Origin of the sequence: Micromonospora sp. M42, from assembly GCF_000568915.1 — a bacterium.
In the GTDB taxonomy this organism is placed as follows: domain Bacteria; phylum Actinomycetota; class Actinomycetes; order Mycobacteriales; family Micromonosporaceae; genus Micromonospora; species Micromonospora chalcea.
The window spans coordinates 2,942,376-2,958,690 of record NZ_KK037233.1; the positions used below are offsets into that span (position 1 = coordinate 2,942,376).

Annotated in this window: 13 protein-coding genes and 1 pseudogene; 7 read left to right on the top strand and 7 right to left on the bottom strand. The window is 72.7% G+C overall.

What is annotated here, in order from left to right:
• Nucleotides 1–12 precede the first annotated feature (12 nt).
• The 4 genes from MCBG_RS13225 to ftsY all read right to left on the bottom strand — a co-directional run bounded on the left by MCBG_RS13225 (nucleotide 13) and on the right by ftsY (nucleotide 3,953).
• Nucleotides 13–351 (bottom strand): P-II family nitrogen regulator, encoded by a 339-nt coding sequence (locus MCBG_RS13225; RefSeq protein WP_174537509.1) that lies wholly within the window; start codon nucleotides 349–351, stop codon nucleotides 13–15.
• 25 nt (nucleotides 352–376) lie between these two features.
• Nucleotides 377–1,672: an ammonium transporter gene (locus MCBG_RS13230; RefSeq protein ID WP_231915538.1), complete on the bottom strand. Its 1,296-nt coding sequence runs from the start codon at nucleotides 1,670–1,672 to the stop codon at nucleotides 377–379.
• A 227-nt stretch (nucleotides 1,673–1,899) separates the two neighbouring features.
• Nucleotides 1,900–2,763: an aminoglycoside phosphotransferase family protein gene (locus tag MCBG_RS13235; protein WP_174537508.1), complete on the bottom strand. Its 864-nt coding sequence runs from the start codon at nucleotides 2,761–2,763 to the stop codon at nucleotides 1,900–1,902.
• Nucleotides 2,764–2,771: 8 nt separating this feature from the next.
• Nucleotides 2,772–3,953, bottom strand: a complete 1,182-nt coding sequence (gene ftsY, locus MCBG_RS13240) for a signal recognition particle-docking protein FtsY (RefSeq protein ID WP_043325927.1) — start codon at nucleotides 3,951–3,953, stop codon at nucleotides 2,772–2,774.
• Between the two features lie 148 nt (nucleotides 3,954–4,101).
• Between ftsY and MCBG_RS13245 the strand changes: the two genes are divergently transcribed.
• The 5 genes from MCBG_RS13245 to MCBG_RS13265 all read left to right on the top strand — a co-directional run bounded on the left by MCBG_RS13245 (nucleotide 4,102) and on the right by MCBG_RS13265 (nucleotide 9,034).
• On the top strand, nucleotides 4,102–5,814 hold the full coding sequence (locus MCBG_RS13245; RefSeq protein ID WP_043330561.1) for an alkaline phosphatase D family protein: 1,713 nt from the start codon (nucleotides 4,102–4,104) through the stop codon (nucleotides 5,812–5,814).
• Nucleotides 5,815–5,827: 13 nt separating this feature from the next.
• On the top strand, nucleotides 5,828–6,253 hold the full coding sequence (locus MCBG_RS13250) for a MarR family winged helix-turn-helix transcriptional regulator (RefSeq protein ID WP_043325928.1): 426 nt from the start codon (nucleotides 5,828–5,830) through the stop codon (nucleotides 6,251–6,253).
• A gap of 110 nt (nucleotides 6,254–6,363) precedes the next feature.
• Nucleotides 6,364–7,953, top strand: a complete 1,590-nt coding sequence (locus MCBG_RS13255) for an MDR family MFS transporter (protein ID WP_043325930.1) — start codon at nucleotides 6,364–6,366, stop codon at nucleotides 7,951–7,953.
• 2 nt (nucleotides 7,954–7,955) lie between these two features.
• Complete coding sequence (locus MCBG_RS13260) at nucleotides 7,956–8,444, top strand: universal stress protein (RefSeq protein ID WP_043325931.1); 489 nt, start codon at nucleotides 7,956–7,958, stop codon at nucleotides 8,442–8,444.
• Between the two features lie 62 nt (nucleotides 8,445–8,506).
• Nucleotides 8,507–9,034: a DinB family protein gene (locus tag MCBG_RS13265; protein WP_043325933.1), complete on the top strand. Its 528-nt coding sequence runs from the start codon at nucleotides 8,507–8,509 to the stop codon at nucleotides 9,032–9,034.
• Nucleotides 9,035–9,040: 6 nt separating this feature from the next.
• On the opposite strand, the gene MCBG_RS13270 is transcribed toward MCBG_RS13265, so the two are convergent.
• The 3 genes and pseudogenes from MCBG_RS13270 to MCBG_RS13280 form a co-directional block, all read right to left on the bottom strand.
• On the bottom strand, nucleotides 9,041–9,658 hold the full coding sequence (locus MCBG_RS13270; RefSeq protein ID WP_043325934.1) for an HAD-IA family hydrolase: 618 nt from the start codon (nucleotides 9,656–9,658) through the stop codon (nucleotides 9,041–9,043).
• Nucleotides 9,655–13,255, bottom strand: a pseudogene (smc, locus tag MCBG_RS13275) (chromosome segregation protein SMC). Before smc ends, MCBG_RS13270 begins: the two are co-directional and overlap by 4 nt.
• 315 nt (nucleotides 13,256–13,570) lie before the next feature.
• Entirely contained in the window at nucleotides 13,571–13,765 is a 195-nt protein-coding gene (locus MCBG_RS13280) for a hypothetical protein (RefSeq protein ID WP_013284566.1), read from the bottom strand.
• A gap of 373 nt (nucleotides 13,766–14,138) precedes the next feature.
• On the opposite strand from MCBG_RS13280, the gene MCBG_RS13285 reads away from it, so the two are divergent.
• Both MCBG_RS13285 and MCBG_RS13290 read left to right on the top strand, forming a co-directional pair.
• Complete coding sequence (locus tag MCBG_RS13285) at nucleotides 14,139–15,305, top strand: CAP domain-containing protein (protein ID WP_043325935.1); 1,167 nt, start codon at nucleotides 14,139–14,141, stop codon at nucleotides 15,303–15,305.
• Nucleotides 15,306–15,382: 77 nt separating this feature from the next.
• Entirely contained in the window at nucleotides 15,383–16,252 is an 870-nt protein-coding gene (locus MCBG_RS13290) for an endo alpha-1,4 polygalactosaminidase (RefSeq protein WP_043325937.1), read from the top strand.
• The last annotated feature ends 63 nt before the right edge of the window (nucleotides 16,253–16,315 follow it).

Below are 16,315 nucleotides of genomic sequence, written 5' to 3' on the forward strand. Positions count from 1 at the left end.
CAGGTCCGGCCGTCAGAGGGCGTCGAGCCCGCGCTCGCCGGTACGCACCCGGACGACCTCTTCGACGCCGGTCACCCAGACCTTGCCGTCGCCGATCTTGCCGGTCCGGGCGGCGCCGACGATCGCGTCCACGATCTTGTCGACGTCGATCTCGTCGGTGAGCACCTCGACCCGGATCTTGGGCAGGAACTCGACCGTGTACTCGGCACCCCGGTAGACCTCGGTGTGCCCCTTCTGCCGGCCGTAGCCCTGGACCTCGCTGACCGTCAGCCCGGCCACGCCGAGGGCGTGCAGAGCCTCCTTCACCGCGTCCAGCTGGTACGGCTTGATGACCGCGGTCACCAGCTTCATGTCCAACCCCTCCATCCCAGGAACGTTAACCGGCGACCTTCTCGCTGACCGGCGCGGACTCGTCCGACTCGGCGGCGGGCTCCGCGCCGGGCTTGCCGGCTCCGATCCCGGCCATCGCGAACGCGCCACCGCCGCTGCCCGTGGTGGGCGACAGGTCGTAGCCGCTCTCCGCGTGCTCGGCGATGTCGATGCCGTCGACCTCGGCCTCGGCGGAGACCCGGAGGCCGATCGTCTTGTCGATCACGAAGCCGAGAGCGTAGGCGACGACGAAGGAGTAGACGCTGACGATCAGCGCGCTGATCGCCTGCTTGCCGAGCAGGCTGGCGTCGCCGCCGACGAACAGGCCGTCGGTCTCCACCAGCGAGCTCACCGAGGCGGTGCCGAACAGGCCGATCCAGAGGCAGCCGATCCAGCCGCCGACGAAGTGCACGCCGACCACGTCGAGGGAGTCGTCGTAGCCGAGCCGGTACTTCAGACCGACCGCGAGGGCGCAGACCGCACCGGCCACCACGCCCAGCAGCACCGCTGCGGCCGGGGTGATGAACGCACAGGCCGGGGTGATGGCGACCAGACCGGCGATGGCGCCGGACGAGGCGCCGACCAGGGTCGGCTTGCCGTCACGCACCCACTCCACCACGATCCAGCCGAGCAGCGCCGCGGCGGTGGCGACCTGGGTGTTGATGAACGCCAGCGCGGTGACCCCGTCGGCGGTCAGCTCGGAGCCGGCGTTGAAGCCGAACCAGCCGAACCACAGCAGCGCGGCGCCGAGGGCGACCATCGGGACGTTGTGCGGCTTCATGCTCTCGCGCGGCCAGCCCACCCGCTTGCCGAGCACGAGCACCAGCGCGAGCGCCGCGGCGCCGGCGTTGATGTGCACGGCGGTACCACCGGCGAAGTCCAGCGCGCCGATGTCGCCGCCGATCAGCCCGCCGCCCCAGACCATGTGGGCGACCGGGAAGTAGACCAGGGTCGCCCAGCCGAACGCGAACAGCAGCCAGCCGGCGAACTTCACCCGGTCGGAGAGCGCGCCGCTGATCAGCGCCACGGTGATGACCGCGAACATCATCTGGAAGGCGATGAAGACGTAGATCGGGATTCCGGTCTCGCCCCACAGGTCGTTCTCGCCGACGAACGTCTTGGTGCCCAGGTACTGACCGAGGTCACCCCAGAACTTGCCGCCCTCGCCGAAGGCGACGGTGAAGCCGTAGAAAAGCCACAGGATGCTGACGAGCCCGATGGACGAGAAGCTCATCATCATCATGTTCAGAACGCCCTTGGACCGGTTCAGGCCGCCGTAGAACAGCGCGAGACCGGGGGTCATGAGCAGCACGAGGGCAGTCGAGACAAGCAACCAGGCAGTGTTCCCGGTGTCGATCTCCACGCTGCCTCCTCTCGTTGTCGTATTCCTCCCTCCGACTGAAGACCTGGCAGCATCGCCCGTCAGCCGGTTGCGCGGAAGCTTTGTCGCCGGCTGTTTCCTTCAGCGACACCCCGCGATTTCCGACACGTGACGGGTTGTTTCCGGCGTGTGAAGAACGCCGATCTTGCTCAGCGGAGCGCGTACTCCAACTGGTGCCGCTCGTAGTCGAGCAGCCGCAGGTCGCGCATGGGGCGACGCAGGTGGCCCTTGTGGACGATCCGGACGAAGGCCGGCTCACCGGCGGCGGCCATCCGCCGGATGCCCTCGACGTGGTCGACGATGCGCTTGCGGATGGTGCGGATGAGCCGGTGCCGGTCGCGCGGGATCAGCCCGTACGCGTCGGCGAACAGGCGCAGCCGGCGCGGCCGGTCGGGGCGCTTCCAGCCCAGCGTCACCGAGTCGCGGTCGGAGAAGATCGGCACCCAGGTCCAGGCCGCGTACGCCACGTCGTAGATGCGGGCGCCGGGCGAGGCGAGGTCGAAGTCGATCAGCCCGAGCGTGCCGTCCGGGCGCCAGATCACGTTGTGCGGCGCGGCGTCGTGGTGACAGATCACCTCGGTGTCCGGCGGGGGCGGCCCGAACGAGCGCCAGACCGCGCCGGGCGGCGGGGTGAAGCCGTACTGCGCGTCGTGGAACATCCGCAGCATGGTGGCCACCGTGACCAGGGCCTCGTCGGTGACCCAGTGCGGGGCCAGCGGGTACTCCCCGCACTCCCCCTCCAGGTACGACAGGACCTCGCGGTTGCGCTCGTCCATGCCGAGCGCGCGGGGCGCGCCGGTGAAGCCGACGTACTCCAGGTGGCGCAACAGCGCGTGCACGGAGGGCGTCCACGGGCCGGCGTTGCGCCGGACCGTGTCTCCGACACGGACCACTGTGCTCACGTTCCCGCCGTGCAGCGGGATCTCCTGCGAAGTCACGTACGGTCTCCCGAGGCGTGGCGACGGGTGGCTGGGGTCGCGCCACCCCGCGTAGGCGCGATCGTCAGTCGTCACGGGAGAGGTTACGCGTCCCGGGCGAGCGGCTCGGTGCCGAGCAGCGCGTCGACGAACTGGGCCGGGTCGAACGGGGCCAGGTCGTCCTTGCCCTCGCCGAGGCCGACCAGCTTGACCGGGATGCCGAGCTTGCGCTGCACGGAGATCACGATGCCCCCCTTGGCCGTCCCGTCGAGCTTGGTCAGCACCACGCCCGTCACGTTGACCACCTCGGTGAAGACCCGCGCCTGCTCCAGCCCGTTCTGGCCGGTGGTGGCGTCGAGGATCAGCAGCGTCTCGTCGATCGGGCCGTGCTTCTCCACGACGCGCTTGACCTTGCCCAGCTCGTCCATCAGGCCGATCTTGTTCTGCAGCCGGCCGGCGGTGTCGATGAGCACGGTGTCCACGCCGGTGTCGATGCCGCGCTTGACGGCGTCGAACGCGACGCTGGCCGGGTCGGCGGCCTCGGGCCCGCGGACCGTCTCGGCGCCCACCCGGCCGCCCCAGGTCTCCAGCTGGTCGGCGGCGGCGGCCCGGAACGTGTCGGCCGCGCCGAGCAGCACGCTGCGGCCGTCCGCGACCAGCACCCGGGCGATCTTGCCGCAGGTGGTGGTCTTGCCGGCGCCGTTCACGCCGACCACCAGCACGACCGCCGGGACGCCCTCCTTCGGGGCGGTCCGCAGCGAGCGGTCCAGGCTCGGGTCGAGCGCGTTCACCAGCTCGGCGGCGAGCAGCGCGCGCAGTTCCTCCCCGGTGCGGGTGCCGAGCACCCGGGTCCGCTCGCGCAGCCGGTCGACGATCTCCCGGGTGGAGTCGATGCCGACGTCCGCGGTGATCAGGCTGTCCTCGATTTCCTCCCAGGTGTCCTCGTCCAGCCGGTCGCGGCTGAGCAGGCCGAGCAGGCCCTTGCCGAAGACGTTCTGCGAGCGGGACAGCCGGGAGCGCAGCCGGACCAGCCGGCCGGCGGTCGGCTCCGGCACCTCGACCGGGGGCGCCTCCACCGGGGGCGCCTCGACCACCACGCCGGTGGTGAGGTCCGCCTCCGGGGCCTCGACCGGCGGGCCGGCCAGATCCTCCTCGGCCCGGGTGTCGACCTCCGTGCGCGGCAGCGGAGGCTCCGGCCGCCGGCGCAGCCGGGGCACCACGAGGCTCAGGCCGCCGATGATCAGCACGCCGAGCAGGGCGAGAGCGACGAGGAGGTATTCCGTCATGCCCGAAATCCTGTCAGATGCCGGCGACGGCGTCCCACTCACCGCCTCGGCACGCGAACAACCTGCGGGTACGCTCACACCGGAAGGCGTACCGCAACCGCCGGCCGGGTAGGGAACAGCCGAAACGATCTTGTCGGAGGTGGATGTCGTGCCCGGTTCCCGCCTGCTCATCGGCCCGTTGCTGCGCCGGGTCGTCGACACGCGGGCGACCGTCTGGGTGGAGACCAGCTCGCCCGCCGTGGTCACCGTCCGCACGGCCGACGGCGCCACCGGCAGCGCGCCCACCTTCTCCGCGTACGACCACCACTACGCGATCGTGGTGGTGACCGGGCTCACCCCGGACAGCGCCACCACCTACGAGGTGCTGATCGACGACGAGGTGGCGTGGCCGCTGCCGGACTCGTCGTTCCCGCCCAGCGTGATCCGGACCCGCGCGCTCGACGACGCCGACCAGCCGGTGCGGCTGCTGTTCGGCTCCTGCCGGGAGACCACCCAGCACTCCACCGCGCGCAAGCTGCCGCCGGACGCGCTCGACGCGTACGCCCGGCGGGTGATGGCCGCGCCCGAGCAGGCCGTGCTGCCCGACCTGCTGGTGCTGCTCGGCGACCAGGTGTACGCGGACGAGACCTCGCCGACCGTGCGGCGGCTGCTCAAGCGCCGCCGCAAGCGGCCGAAGGACGCCCCGGCGACGCAGGTGGTGAGCTTCGACGAGTACACGAAGCTCTACCTGGAGTCGTGGCGTGACCCGGAGATCCGCTGGCTGCTCTCCACCGTGCCGAGCGTGATGATCTTCGACGACCACGAGGTGATCGACGACTGGAACACCTCGCAGTCGTGGCGCGCGGACATGCGCGAGCAGCCGTGGTGGGCCGAGCGGATCCGCAGCGGCCTCGCCTCCTACTGGGTCTACCAGCACCTGGGCAACCTGAGCCCGGACGAGATCGCCGCCGACCCGGTGTACGCGAAGGTCATCGCCGCCGAGGACGCCACCGGCGTGCTGCACGAGTTCGGCGAGCGGGTCGACAAGGAGGCCGACCTGGCGCACGACACCGAGCGCTGGCGGGCCGTGCAGTACCAGTGGAGCTACGCGCTGGACCTGGGCCGCACCCGCCTGGTGATGCTGGACAACCGGTCCAGCCGGGTGCTCCTGCCGGGCAGCCGGGCGATGCTGCCGCCGGGCGAGTGGTCGTGGTTCCTCGACCAGGCGCACGGCGAGTACGACCACCTGGTGGTGGGCAGCTCGCTGCCGTGGCTGCTGCCACCGGGCATCCACCACGTCGAGGCGTGGAACGAGCGCCTGGCCGACTCCGGCCGGCCCTGGGTGGCCCGGATCTCCGAGCAGATCCGCCGGGCCCTGGACCTGGAGCACTGGGCGGCGTTCCGGCGCTCGTTCGAGGCGCTGGGCGAGCTGTTCGCGCGGCTGGGCAGCGGCACCGCGCCGCGCACCGGTGCGCGGGTGGGCGCCGGGCCGGCGTACGCGCGACCGGCGTCGATCAGCGTGCTCTCCGGGGACGTGCACCACTCGTACGTGGCGCGGGCCCGGTTCGCCGACCGTGACGTCCGCACGCCGGTGCACCAGCTCACCTGTTCACCGATCCACAACCAGGTGCCCGCCGGCATGCGCCCGCTGATGACGCTGGGCTGGAATCCCGGCCCGGCCGGGGCGACCCGGGCGCTGGCCCGTTCGGCCGGGGTACGCCGCCCGCCGGTGCGCTGGCGGAAGCTGGCCGGGCCCTACTTCGGCAACGCGGTGGCCACGCTCACCCACCGGGGCCGTGAGGCCGCCGTGGTGATCGAGGGCACAACCAGCGACGGCGAGCTGCGCCCGGTGGCGCAACAGCAACTCAGCGACGGGGACTGAGTACCCTCTGAGCGTGGACGAGACGCTGCGCGCCGTGGAGCACGAGTTGACCGCGTTGCTGCGCCGCGGCCGGGCCCTGTCCTGGGAGATCGCCCGCGAGGTCCACCCGAACCTGGAGCCCAACGCGTACGGCCTGCTGCTCTGGCTGCGGCGGTCGGGGTCGATCCGGCTCACCGACCTGGCCGTCAAGCTGGGCATCGGCAAGGGCACGCTGAGCCGGCAGATCGGCGGGCTGGAGGCGCTGGGCCTGGTACGCCGCGACCCGGATCCCACCGACCGGCGGGCGGCCCAGCTGAGCCTGACCGAGGAGGGCACCCGCCGGTTCGACGCGGCCCGCGCGGCCCGACTCGGACAGATCAGGCGTTCGCTGGAGAGCTGGCCGAAAGAGGACGTGGCGGACCTCGCCCGGCTGATGCACCGCTTCAACGAGTCGTTCTGATCTTCCGGCGAGGGGGAACAAACCCGACCCGCCAAGAGTTGTTGCTCAAGGCAACGGCTTCTACGGTTGCCCAAGGCAACCTTTCTCCCCCGCTCCGGAGGCAATCCACGATGACCCAGGCGACTGCGCCCGCGCGGGCGACCGCCGTCGACATGTCCCACCGCCAGATCCTGGAGGCGCTCTCCGGCCTGCTGCTGGGCATGTTCGTCGCGATCCTCTCCTCCACGGTCGTCTCCAACGCGCTGCCGCGGATCATCACGGACCTGCGCGGCGGCCAGTCCGCGTACACCTGGGTGGTCACCTCGACGCTGCTGGCGACCACCGCGACCACGCCCATCTGGGGCAAGCTGTCCGACCTGTTCAGCAAGAAGCTGCTGGTCCAGATCTCCCTGGTGGTCTTCGTGCTGGGCTCGGTGCTCGCCGGGCAGGCCCAGACCACCGGCGAGCTGATCGCCTGCCGGGTGGTGCAGGGCGTCGGCGCGGGCGGCCTCACCGCCCTCGCCCAGGTGATCATGGCGACGATGATCGCCCCGCGCGAGCGCGGCCGGTACAGCGGTTACCTCGGCGCAGTGATGGCAGTCGGCACCATCGGCGGCCCGCTGATCGGCGGCGTGATCGTGGACACCTCCTGGCTCGGCTGGCGCTGGTGCTTCTACGTCGGCGTGCCGTTCGCCGTACTCGCCCTGATCGTGCTCCAGCGGACGCTGCGCCTGCCGGTGGTCAAGCGCGACGTGAAGATCGACTGGTGGGGCGCCACCCTCATCACCGCCGCCGTCTCGCTGCTGCTGGTCTGGATCACCCTGGCCGGCGACAAGTACGACTGGATCTCCTGGACCAGCGGCGCCATGGTGGCCGGCGCGGCGCTGCTCGGCGTGCTCGCCGCCCGGGTCGAGAAGCGGGCCGCTGACCCGATGATCCCGCCGCGGCTGTTCCGCAACCGCACCATCACGCTCGCCGTGACCGCCAGCATCGCCGTCGGCGTCGGCATGTTCGGCGCCTCGGTGTTCCTCGGGCAGTACTTCCAGATCAGCCGCGGCGCCAGCCCCACCATGTCCGGCCTGATGACGCTGCCCATGATCGGCGGCCTGCTGGTCTCCTCGACGGTGGTCGGCCGGATCATCACCAGCACCGGCCGCTGGAAGAGCTGGCTGGTCATCGGCTCGGTGCTGCTCACCGCCGGATTCGCGCTGATGGGCACCATGCGGGCCGACACGCCGTACTGGCGCCTGGCCGTGTTCATGGCGCTGATCGGTCTCGGCGTCGGCATGAGCATGCAGAACCTGGTGCTCGCCGTGCAGAACACGGTCCGCCCGGACGAACTCGGCGCGGCCAGCTCGGTGGTGTCCTTCTTCCGCAGCCTCGGCGGCGCGATCGGCGTGAGCGCGCTCGGCGCGATCCTCGGGCACCGGGTCACCGGCTACCTGGCCGACGGTCTGAGCCGCCTCGGCGTCCCGGCCTCCGGCTCGGGTGGCGGCGGCCTGCCCGACGTGCACACGCTGCCCGGGCCGATCCGGGACGTGGTCGAGGCCGCGTACGGGCACGCCGCCGGTGACATCTTCCTGGCCGCCGCCCCGTTCGGGCTGCTCGCCCTGATCGCGGTGGTCCTCATCCGGGAGGTCCCGCTGCGCCGCTCCAACGCCGAGCCGGTCCCCGCCGGGCCCGAGAAGGCCGAGGCGATCCCGGCCGGAACGCGGGACTGACCATGGACGCCGCGGAACGTGAACGGTACGGCCCGCGGACCCGGCCGTCGCCCTACGAGCGGGGTACGGACGGGCCGCGGGTGGTGCTCGTCGGCGTGGACGGCAGCCGCACCTCGATGCGTGCCGCCGCGTACGCCGCCGGACTGGCCCGGCGGCAGGGCGCCACGCTGGTGGCGGTGTTCGTCAGCTCGCCGGCCTCGTACAGCGCGATGCTCTCCGGCGTGGTGGCCGGCGCGGTCCAGCAGACCCACGACGAGCTGGCCGCCGAGCTGCGCGCGGAGTGCCGGCGCGGGGCCGAGGAACTGGACCTGCCGGTGACGTTCCTGTGCCGGCGCGGCGACGCCTACACCGAGCTGTGCCGGGCCGCCGACGAGCACCGCGCCGACATGGTGGTGGTCGGCTCGTCCGAGCAGGCCGGGCACAAGCTGGTCGGCTCGGTCGCCACCCGGCTGGTCCGCACCGGCCGCTGGCCCGTCGTCGTGGTGCCCTGAAAGGAAGGGCCCCCTGTTAACGCCTCGCGTTGTGCAGGGGGCCCCTCTTAACATCTGCGCCCATGACCTGGACCGTGCCTGAGATCGACCGCCGCCACGAGCCCTACGTCGCCGACGAGCGCACCATGCTCGAAGGCTGGCTCGACCACCATCGCGACACCCTGGTGCACAAGTGCGCCGGACTCACCGCCGAGCAACTGCGTACCCGAAGCGTGGAGCCCTCCGGGCTGACGCTGCTCGGCCTGGTCCGGCACATGGCCGACGTGGAGCGGTGGTGGTTCCGCATCCGCGCCGCCGGGCAGGACGTGCCGACGCTCTACGACTACAGCGCCGACCCGGACGCCGACCACAACGACGTCGCCGACGCCGACCCGGCCGAGGCGTTCGCCACGCTGCGCGCTGAGATCGAGGCGGCCCGGGAGGCGGTCGCCGGCCTGCCGCTGGAGCACACCTTCCGCCATCGCCGGGGCGACACCGTCAACGACGTCAGCCTCCGCTGGGTCTACGTCCACATGATCGAGGAGTACGCCCGGCACAACGGCCACGCCGACCTGATCCGGGAACGCATCGACGGCGTCACCGGCGCCTGAGCCGGATCAGTACGCCAGCGCCGCCCGCAGGTAGCGCAGGTCGGCCGGGCCGCTCCAGCGGTGGGCGGACAGCCCGGCCACCCGGGCACCGGCCACCGAACGGTCCTCGTCGTCGACGAACAGCACCCGCCCCGGTGGCGTCTCCAGCGCCTCGCAGGCGGCCTGGAAGTACTCCTTCGCCGGCTTGTGCACGCCGACGACAGAGGAGTTGACGATCACGTCCAGCTCGTCGGTCAGGTCGAGCGCGGCCAGGTCGGCGTCGAGCAGGTCGGTGGCGTTCGTGCCCAGACCCACCCGGATGCCCGCGGCCCGCACCTCGCGGACGAACGCCAGCACCTCCGGGTCCACCTCGCCGCGGTAGCTCTGCCACTCCTGGACCGCCGCGCGGGCCCGGTCCGCGCCGACCGCGGGGGTCAGCGCGTCGGCCACGCTCACCATCCACTGGGCGTGGCTGACCTGGCCGGTCAGCACCGGCTGGAGTAGACCCCAGGACATCGCGATCTCACCGAGGACGCCCTCGGTCAGCCCGTACTCCCGCTCGACGCCGGCGGCCACCGCCGGGTCCCAGCGGCGCAGTACGCCGTCGAAGTCCACCAGGAGCGCCGTGGCGCGTTCCCGACTCACTCGCTCGTCACCTGTTCCTCGTCGTCGGCCCGGTTGAGCCGCTGGCTGATCACCTGGGTCACACCGGCGCGCATGGTCACGCCGTACAGCGCGTCGGCGATCTCCATGGTCCGCTTCTGGTGCGTGATCACGATCAGCTGGCTCTTCTCCCGCAACTGTGCCAGCAGCGTGATCAGGCGGCCCAGGTTCACGTCGTCGAGCGCCGCCTCCACCTCGTCCATGATGTAGAACGGGCTGGGCCGGGCGCGGAAGATCGCCACGAGCATCGCCACGGCGGTCAGCGACCGCTCCCCGCCGGAGAGCAGCGACAGCCGCTTGATCTTCTTGCCCGGCGGCCGGGCCTCGACCTCGACGCCGGTGGTGAGCAGGTCCTCCGGGTCGGTGAGTACGAGCCGGCCCTCGCCGCCGGGGAACAGCACCGTGAAGACCTGCTCGAACTCCCGCGCGGTGTCTTCGAACGCGCTGGCGAAGACCTCCAGGATCCGGTCGTCCACGTCCTTGACCACGGTGAGCAGGTCACGCCGGGTGGCCTTGAGGTCCTCCAGCTGCTCGGAGAGGAACTTGAAGCGCTCCTCCAGCGCGGCGAACTCCTCCAGCGCGAGCGGGTTCACCTTGCCCAGCAGGGCCAGTTCCCGTTCCGCCTTGGCGGCCCGCTTCTCCTGCACCGGCCGCTCGTAGCGGACCGGCTCCGGCACTGGCCGCCCGTCCTTCTCGGCCAGCGCCACGTCCGCGTCGGTGGGCGGGACGAGCCGGTCCGGACCGTACTCGGCGACGAGCGTGGCCACGTCCAGGCCGAAGTCCTCGGCCGCCTTGGCCTCCAGCTGCTCGATACGCATCCGCTGCTCGGCGCGGGCCACCTCGTCGCGGTGAACCTGGCTGGTGAGCCGTTCCAGCTCGGCGGCGAGCCGCTTGGCCGCGCCGCGTACCTCGGACAGCTCGGCCTCGCGGGCGGCGCGTTCGCGGGCGACGGCGTCGCGGTGCTCCTCGGCCCGGGCGATCGAGACGGTGAGCCGGGTGAGCGCCTCGCGGGCGCCGCCGACCACGGCCCGGGCGATCTGGGCGCCGCGGGCGCGGGCCGCGCGCCGGGCCGCGGCGCGCTCCCGCGCCGCGCGTTCGGCGGTGGCCTGCCGGGCCAGCGAGTCGGCCCGCCCGGCGATCGAGGCCACCCGCTCCTCGGCGGTACGCACCGCGAGCCGGACCTCCATCTCGTTCTGCCGTGCCTGCGGAACCATGGCGGCGAGCTGGTCGCGTTCCTCGGTGGACGGTTCGGCGTCGATCGGGGTCGCCTCGGCCAGCCGCAGCCGTTCCTCCAGCTCGGCCAGCGCCGCGAGGTCCCGTTCCCGGGCCGCCTCGGCGCGTGCCCGGGACTCGCCGAGCCGGTCGGTCTCCGCCTTCGCCGACCGGGCGGCCGCGCCCAGTTCGGCGAGGCGGCGCGCGGCGGCGTTGCGGTGGCTCTCCGCCTCCCGCTTCGCGGCGGCGGCGTGCTGCACGGCCTCCTTGGCGGCGGCCACCTCGGCGCGCGCCTCGGCGAGCTGTTCGCGCAGCTCGGCGGCGGTCCGCTCGGCGGTGGCGCGGTTGGCCCGCGCCTCCTCGACGGCGGCCTGCACCTCGATGAAGCTGGGCGCCTTTGCCGACCCGCCCGCCGCCGCGTACGCCCCGACCACGTCGCCGTCGGAGGTGACCGCGCGCAGCTCCGGGTTCGCAACGACGAGCGCGGACGCGGCGGCCAGGTCGTCGACGAGCGCGACGTCGCGCAGCGCCCGGTGCACGGCCGGCCGGATCTCGGCCGAGCACTCCACCAGGTCGGGCGCCCAGCGGGCCCCCCTCGGGCAGCTTCGGGCGCAGCGCGTCCGCGGAGCCGTCCATGCCCGGCCCGGCGGGGCTGCCGACCAGCAGCCCGGCCCGGCCGGCGTCGGAGATCTTGAGCAGCCGCATCGCCTCGACCGCTTCGTCCACGCCGCTGACCGCCACCGCGTCGGCGAGCCCGCCCAGCGCGGCGGCGAGCGCCGCCTCGTCACCGGGCGCGACGGTGAGCAGCCCGGCGAGGCTGCCGAGCAGGCCGGGAACCTGGTCGGCGCGGGCCAGCAGCTCACCGGCGCCGTCCTTGCGGCGCAGGCCCATCGCGAGCGCCTCCTCGCGGGCCTTCCAGGTGGCGGCGTCCTTCTCCGCGGCGCGTTCCCCGTCGGCCAGGCTGCGCACCGCCGCCTGGGCCCGCTCGTGTACGGCCACCGCCTCGTCGTGCCGGGCGTCCAGGTCGGCGTTGTCCCGGTCCGCCTCGGTCGACTGCTCGGCGACCGCGTCCAGGTCGGCCTGAGCCTTCTCGGCCCGGCCCATCGCGTCGGTGTGCGCGGCGGCGAGCCGTTCGATCTCCTCGCCGGCGCTCGTGGTCCGGGCCCGGGCGGAGTTCACCTGGCCGGTCAGGCGGGCCAGTCCCTCGCGCCGGTCGGCGATCGCCTTGGCGGCGGCGACCAGTTCCCGCTCGGCGGCGGCGAGCTGGCGTTCCAGCTCCTGGCGGTGCTCGACCGCCTCGGCCAGCCGGATCTGGTCCTCGGTGAGCGCGGCGCGCAGCTCCTCCTCCTGCTCGCGCACGCGCCGCGACTCCGCCTCCAGCTGTTCCGGGTCGCGGCCGGGGCGCTCGTCGTCACCGGCGGCGCTGAGGTGACGCAGCCTTTCCCGGGCCAGTTGCTCGATCGAGCGGAACCGTTCCTGGAGCGCGGAGAGGCGGTACCAGGTGTCCTGCGCCGCCGCGAGCAGCGGGGCGTCCTCGGCCAGCGCCGCCTCCAGCTCGCCGAGGCGGCCCTGCACCTCGCCGTGCTCTGCCTCGATCAGCTCGCGCCGCTCGCGCAGCGCGGTCTCGTCGGCGATCTCCTTGTCCAGTGTGGTCCGCAGCGTGTGCAGGTCGTCGGCGAGCAACCGCAGGCGGGCGTCGCGCAGGTTGGCCTGGATCGCGGCGGCGCGGCGGGCCACCTCGGCCTGCCGGCCCAGCGGCTTGAGCTGGCGGCGCAGCTCGGCGGTGAGGTCGGTCAGGCGGTTGAGGTTGGTCTGCATCGCGTCGAGCTTCCGCAGCGCCTTCTCCTTGCGCTTGCGGTGCTTGAGGACGCCGGCCGCCTCCTCGATGAACGCCCGCCGGTCCTCCGGCTTGGCGTGCAGCATGCCGTCGAGCCGGCCCTGCCCGACGATGATGTGCATCTCGCGGCCGATGCCCGAGTCGGAGAGCAGCTCCTGGATGTCGAGCAGGCGGCAGGAGTCGCCGTTGATCTCGTACTCGCTCTCGCCGGAGCGGAACATCCGGCGGGTGATGGAGACCTCGGTGTACTCGATCGGCAGCGCGCCGTCGGTGTTGTCGATGGTGAGGGTGACCTCGGCCCGGCCCAGCGGTGCGCGTCCGGCGGTGCCGGCGAAGATGACGTCCTCCATCTTGCCGCCGCGCAGCGCCTTGGCGCCCTGCTCGCCGAGCACCCAGGCGATGGCGTCGACGACGTTGGACTTGCCGGAGCCGTTCGGGCCCACCACGCAGGTGATCCCGGGCTCCAGCTTCAACGTCGTGGCGGAGGCGAAGGACTTGAACCCCTTCACCGTCAGGCTCTTGAGATGCACCTTCTCGATCCTCGTCCGGTGGCCGCCGTACCGTCGCCGGCTGCGCGGACCTGGTGAACCCGCAGACTAACCCGGGACCGCGACGTCGCCGCCACGCGACCCACCCGGCACCTGCGGTGTCCGCTTTCCGCCCGGCCGTCGCGGTGGGAACGGAAATGCATGATCACAATTACCGGACGCAATTCCGGGCGGTTTCGCAAGATCGAGAATCACGGCGGGAACGGCGAAAAGGGGTACGCACATGGCTGCGCGCCGGCACTTGAGTGTCGGCGCGCTTTTCGGTGTGGTGCGATTCAGTTTTCCGGCGACTGGAGATCAGGTCAGCGCGGGCTCGGCCAGACGGAGGAGGTCGTCGGCCTCCGCCGCTGCCGCCGCGAGCCGATCGTTGTCGGCACGCAGACGCGTGATCTCGAACTCCAGTGCCTGAACCCTGGCACGCAGACGGGTGACCTCGTCGAGCAGGCGCCGGTCGGGCGCTGCGCTTACGTGGCCGTAGAGGGCCTTCGCCATGCTGAACTCCTTGATGTGCGCTGCCGGAAAGGCCGGCCAACGCGCGCCCATGATGTTCGCGGCTACCATTCCCGCTGTATCGGGGCATGGCTGGGCGCGACTGGCGACACCACTATATTGAGCCGAAACCCCCTCCTTCGTCAAGTTGACCAAGGCCGTAGATCATCTCCACGTCGGCCGGGCCACTCGCCGGGGGGCTGCCACAAGGCGCGGACACGCTCTGTCCGGACGCCTTTACTGTACGCCGGAAATGTGTGAACGCCTCACCCTCGGCGGCTGCTTCGCCTTAACTCTTTCTTAGCCACGTTGCCGCAGCTCCGAGCGCGCCCGTAGCGTCACCCCGGCCCGTAACCAACCCGTGGAGGGGACAGGCGTGTACCGCTGGAACGACCCGATCGAACCGGAGGGCGCCCGCCGGCGTCCCGAGCCGCCGACCGACGAGGGTCCGGCGTGGCTCAGCGACCGGCCCGAGCCGCGGTCGTCGTACCTCTTCGGCGACGGAGGGCAGCAGCAGCCGCCCGCCGGCTACGGCCCCGCCGGTTACGACGCCGAGCCGGCCGGCTCCTACCCGCCGCCCCGCGACCGGTGGAACGGCGAGGAACAGCCCACCGCCGCCTGGCACGGCCATGAGCAGCCCGCCAATGCCTGGCACGCCCAGGGGCCGGCCAGGACCGGCCACGAGCAGCCCACGGCCGCCTGGCACGGCCAGGAGCCCGCGTGGCACGGCCACGAGCAGCCGGCCGCGACCTGGCAGCCGGCGGACGACATCCCGGCCGACGAGCCGCGACGCCGCAAGCGGCGCCTGTCCCGGCCGCTCGTGATCGGCGGGGCCGCCGCCGCGGCGACACTCGTGGTGAGTCTCGGCGTGGGCGCCGTCCTGCTGCCCGGCGACGAGCAGGGCACGAAGCGCACCTCCGCCGACGCTCCGGTGGCCGCCGCGCCGCAGGCGCCAGAGGACGCCGGGGACACCCCGGCGGACACGCTCGCTGCTGAGTCGGCCAGCCCGTCGGCCGTACCGACCACGGCCGCGCCGAGCCCGTCCAAGAAGGCCACCCCGAAGCCGAGCCGCAGCACCGCGCCGTCGCGGCAGCAGGAGCGCAGCAGCGCCCCGAGCGGCGGCGGCACCGCGGCCACCAAGGCCACCGCCACGACCGCGCTGAGCGCGGAACTCCAGAAGGTCGTCACGCTGGTGAACCAGGAGCGGGCGAAGGCCGGCTGCAAGGCGCTGACCGTGAACGCCAAGCTGAACCTGGCCGCCCAGCGGCACAGCCAGGACCAGGCGGACCACAAGAAGATGGACCACAACGGCAGCGACGGCAGCGAGCCCAAGGACCGGGTGGAGCGCGCCGGCTACAGCTGGAGCATGGTGGGCGAGAACGTCGCCTGGGGCTACCAGAGCGCGGCCGAGGTGATGGACGGCTGGATGAAATCCGAGGGGCACCGGAAGAACATCCTCAACTGCGGGTACACCCAGATCGGAATGGGTCTGGCGCGCAGCAACGGGCCGTACTGGACGCAGGTCTTCGGCACGCCGCGCTGACCGCGCGTCGTGACGGGCCCGGCGCTCGTTGACCGGTCGGGGGCGGCGTCGGGCCGCCCGCGTCCGGGGAGTCGTCGATGCGGATCCGGCCGGGGTGGGCCGTGCCGCGCGCCCGGCCGGCCCGCGTCCGCCGACGTGGCCCGCGCCGGGGCGTGGCGCTCGCGCTGACCGCGGCGCTGCTCGTCCCGGCGCCGGCCTGCCGGCGGCCGATCACCCCGCCCGGCGCGCCCACGCCCTGGCCGGTCGCGCAGGCCGACAGGTGGCGGTGGCAGTGGCAGCTCACCACCCCGGTGGACGTCACCGTCGACGCCGACGTCTTCCTCCTCGACCCGGTGGCGACCACCTCGACCGAGACCGCCGCGCTGCGCGAGCGGGGCCGCAGGCTGGTCTGCCACGTCCGGGTCGGCACGTACGCCGCCGACGATCCGGACGCCACCCGCTTCCCCGCCGCCGTACGCGGCGCTGCCGTGCCCGGGCGGCCGGGCAGCCACTTCCTGGACGTACGGCGCTGGGACGCGCTGTCACCGGTGCTGGCCGACCGGCTCCGGCTGTGCCGGGGCAAGGGCTTCGGCGCGGTGGCGCTGGCCGACGCGGACGGCTACCGGTACCGCTCCGGTTTCCCGCTGGGCTTCGACGACCAGTTGCTGTTCAACCGGCGGCTGGCCGGGCTGGCCCGCAAGCTCGACCTCTCCCCCGGCCTGGTCGACGACGTGGCGCAGGTTGCCGCGCTGGCGCCCGACTTCGACTTCGCGGTCAACCAGGAGTGCGTACGCCGCCGCGAGTGCGCGAAGCTGCTGCCGTTCGTCGACGCCGGCAAGCCGGTCTTCCACGTCGAGTACACGGGTGAGCCGGCGGATTTCTGCGTCACCTCGGTCGGCTACGGCTTCGCCTCGATCCGCAAGGACCGGCAACTCGACGCCTGGCGGGAGCCCTGCGTACTGCCGTGACGCCCCCGTCCCCGGCCACCTGGGCCGATACGGCCACGGAGGTGCCGACACTCTGCGTGACGC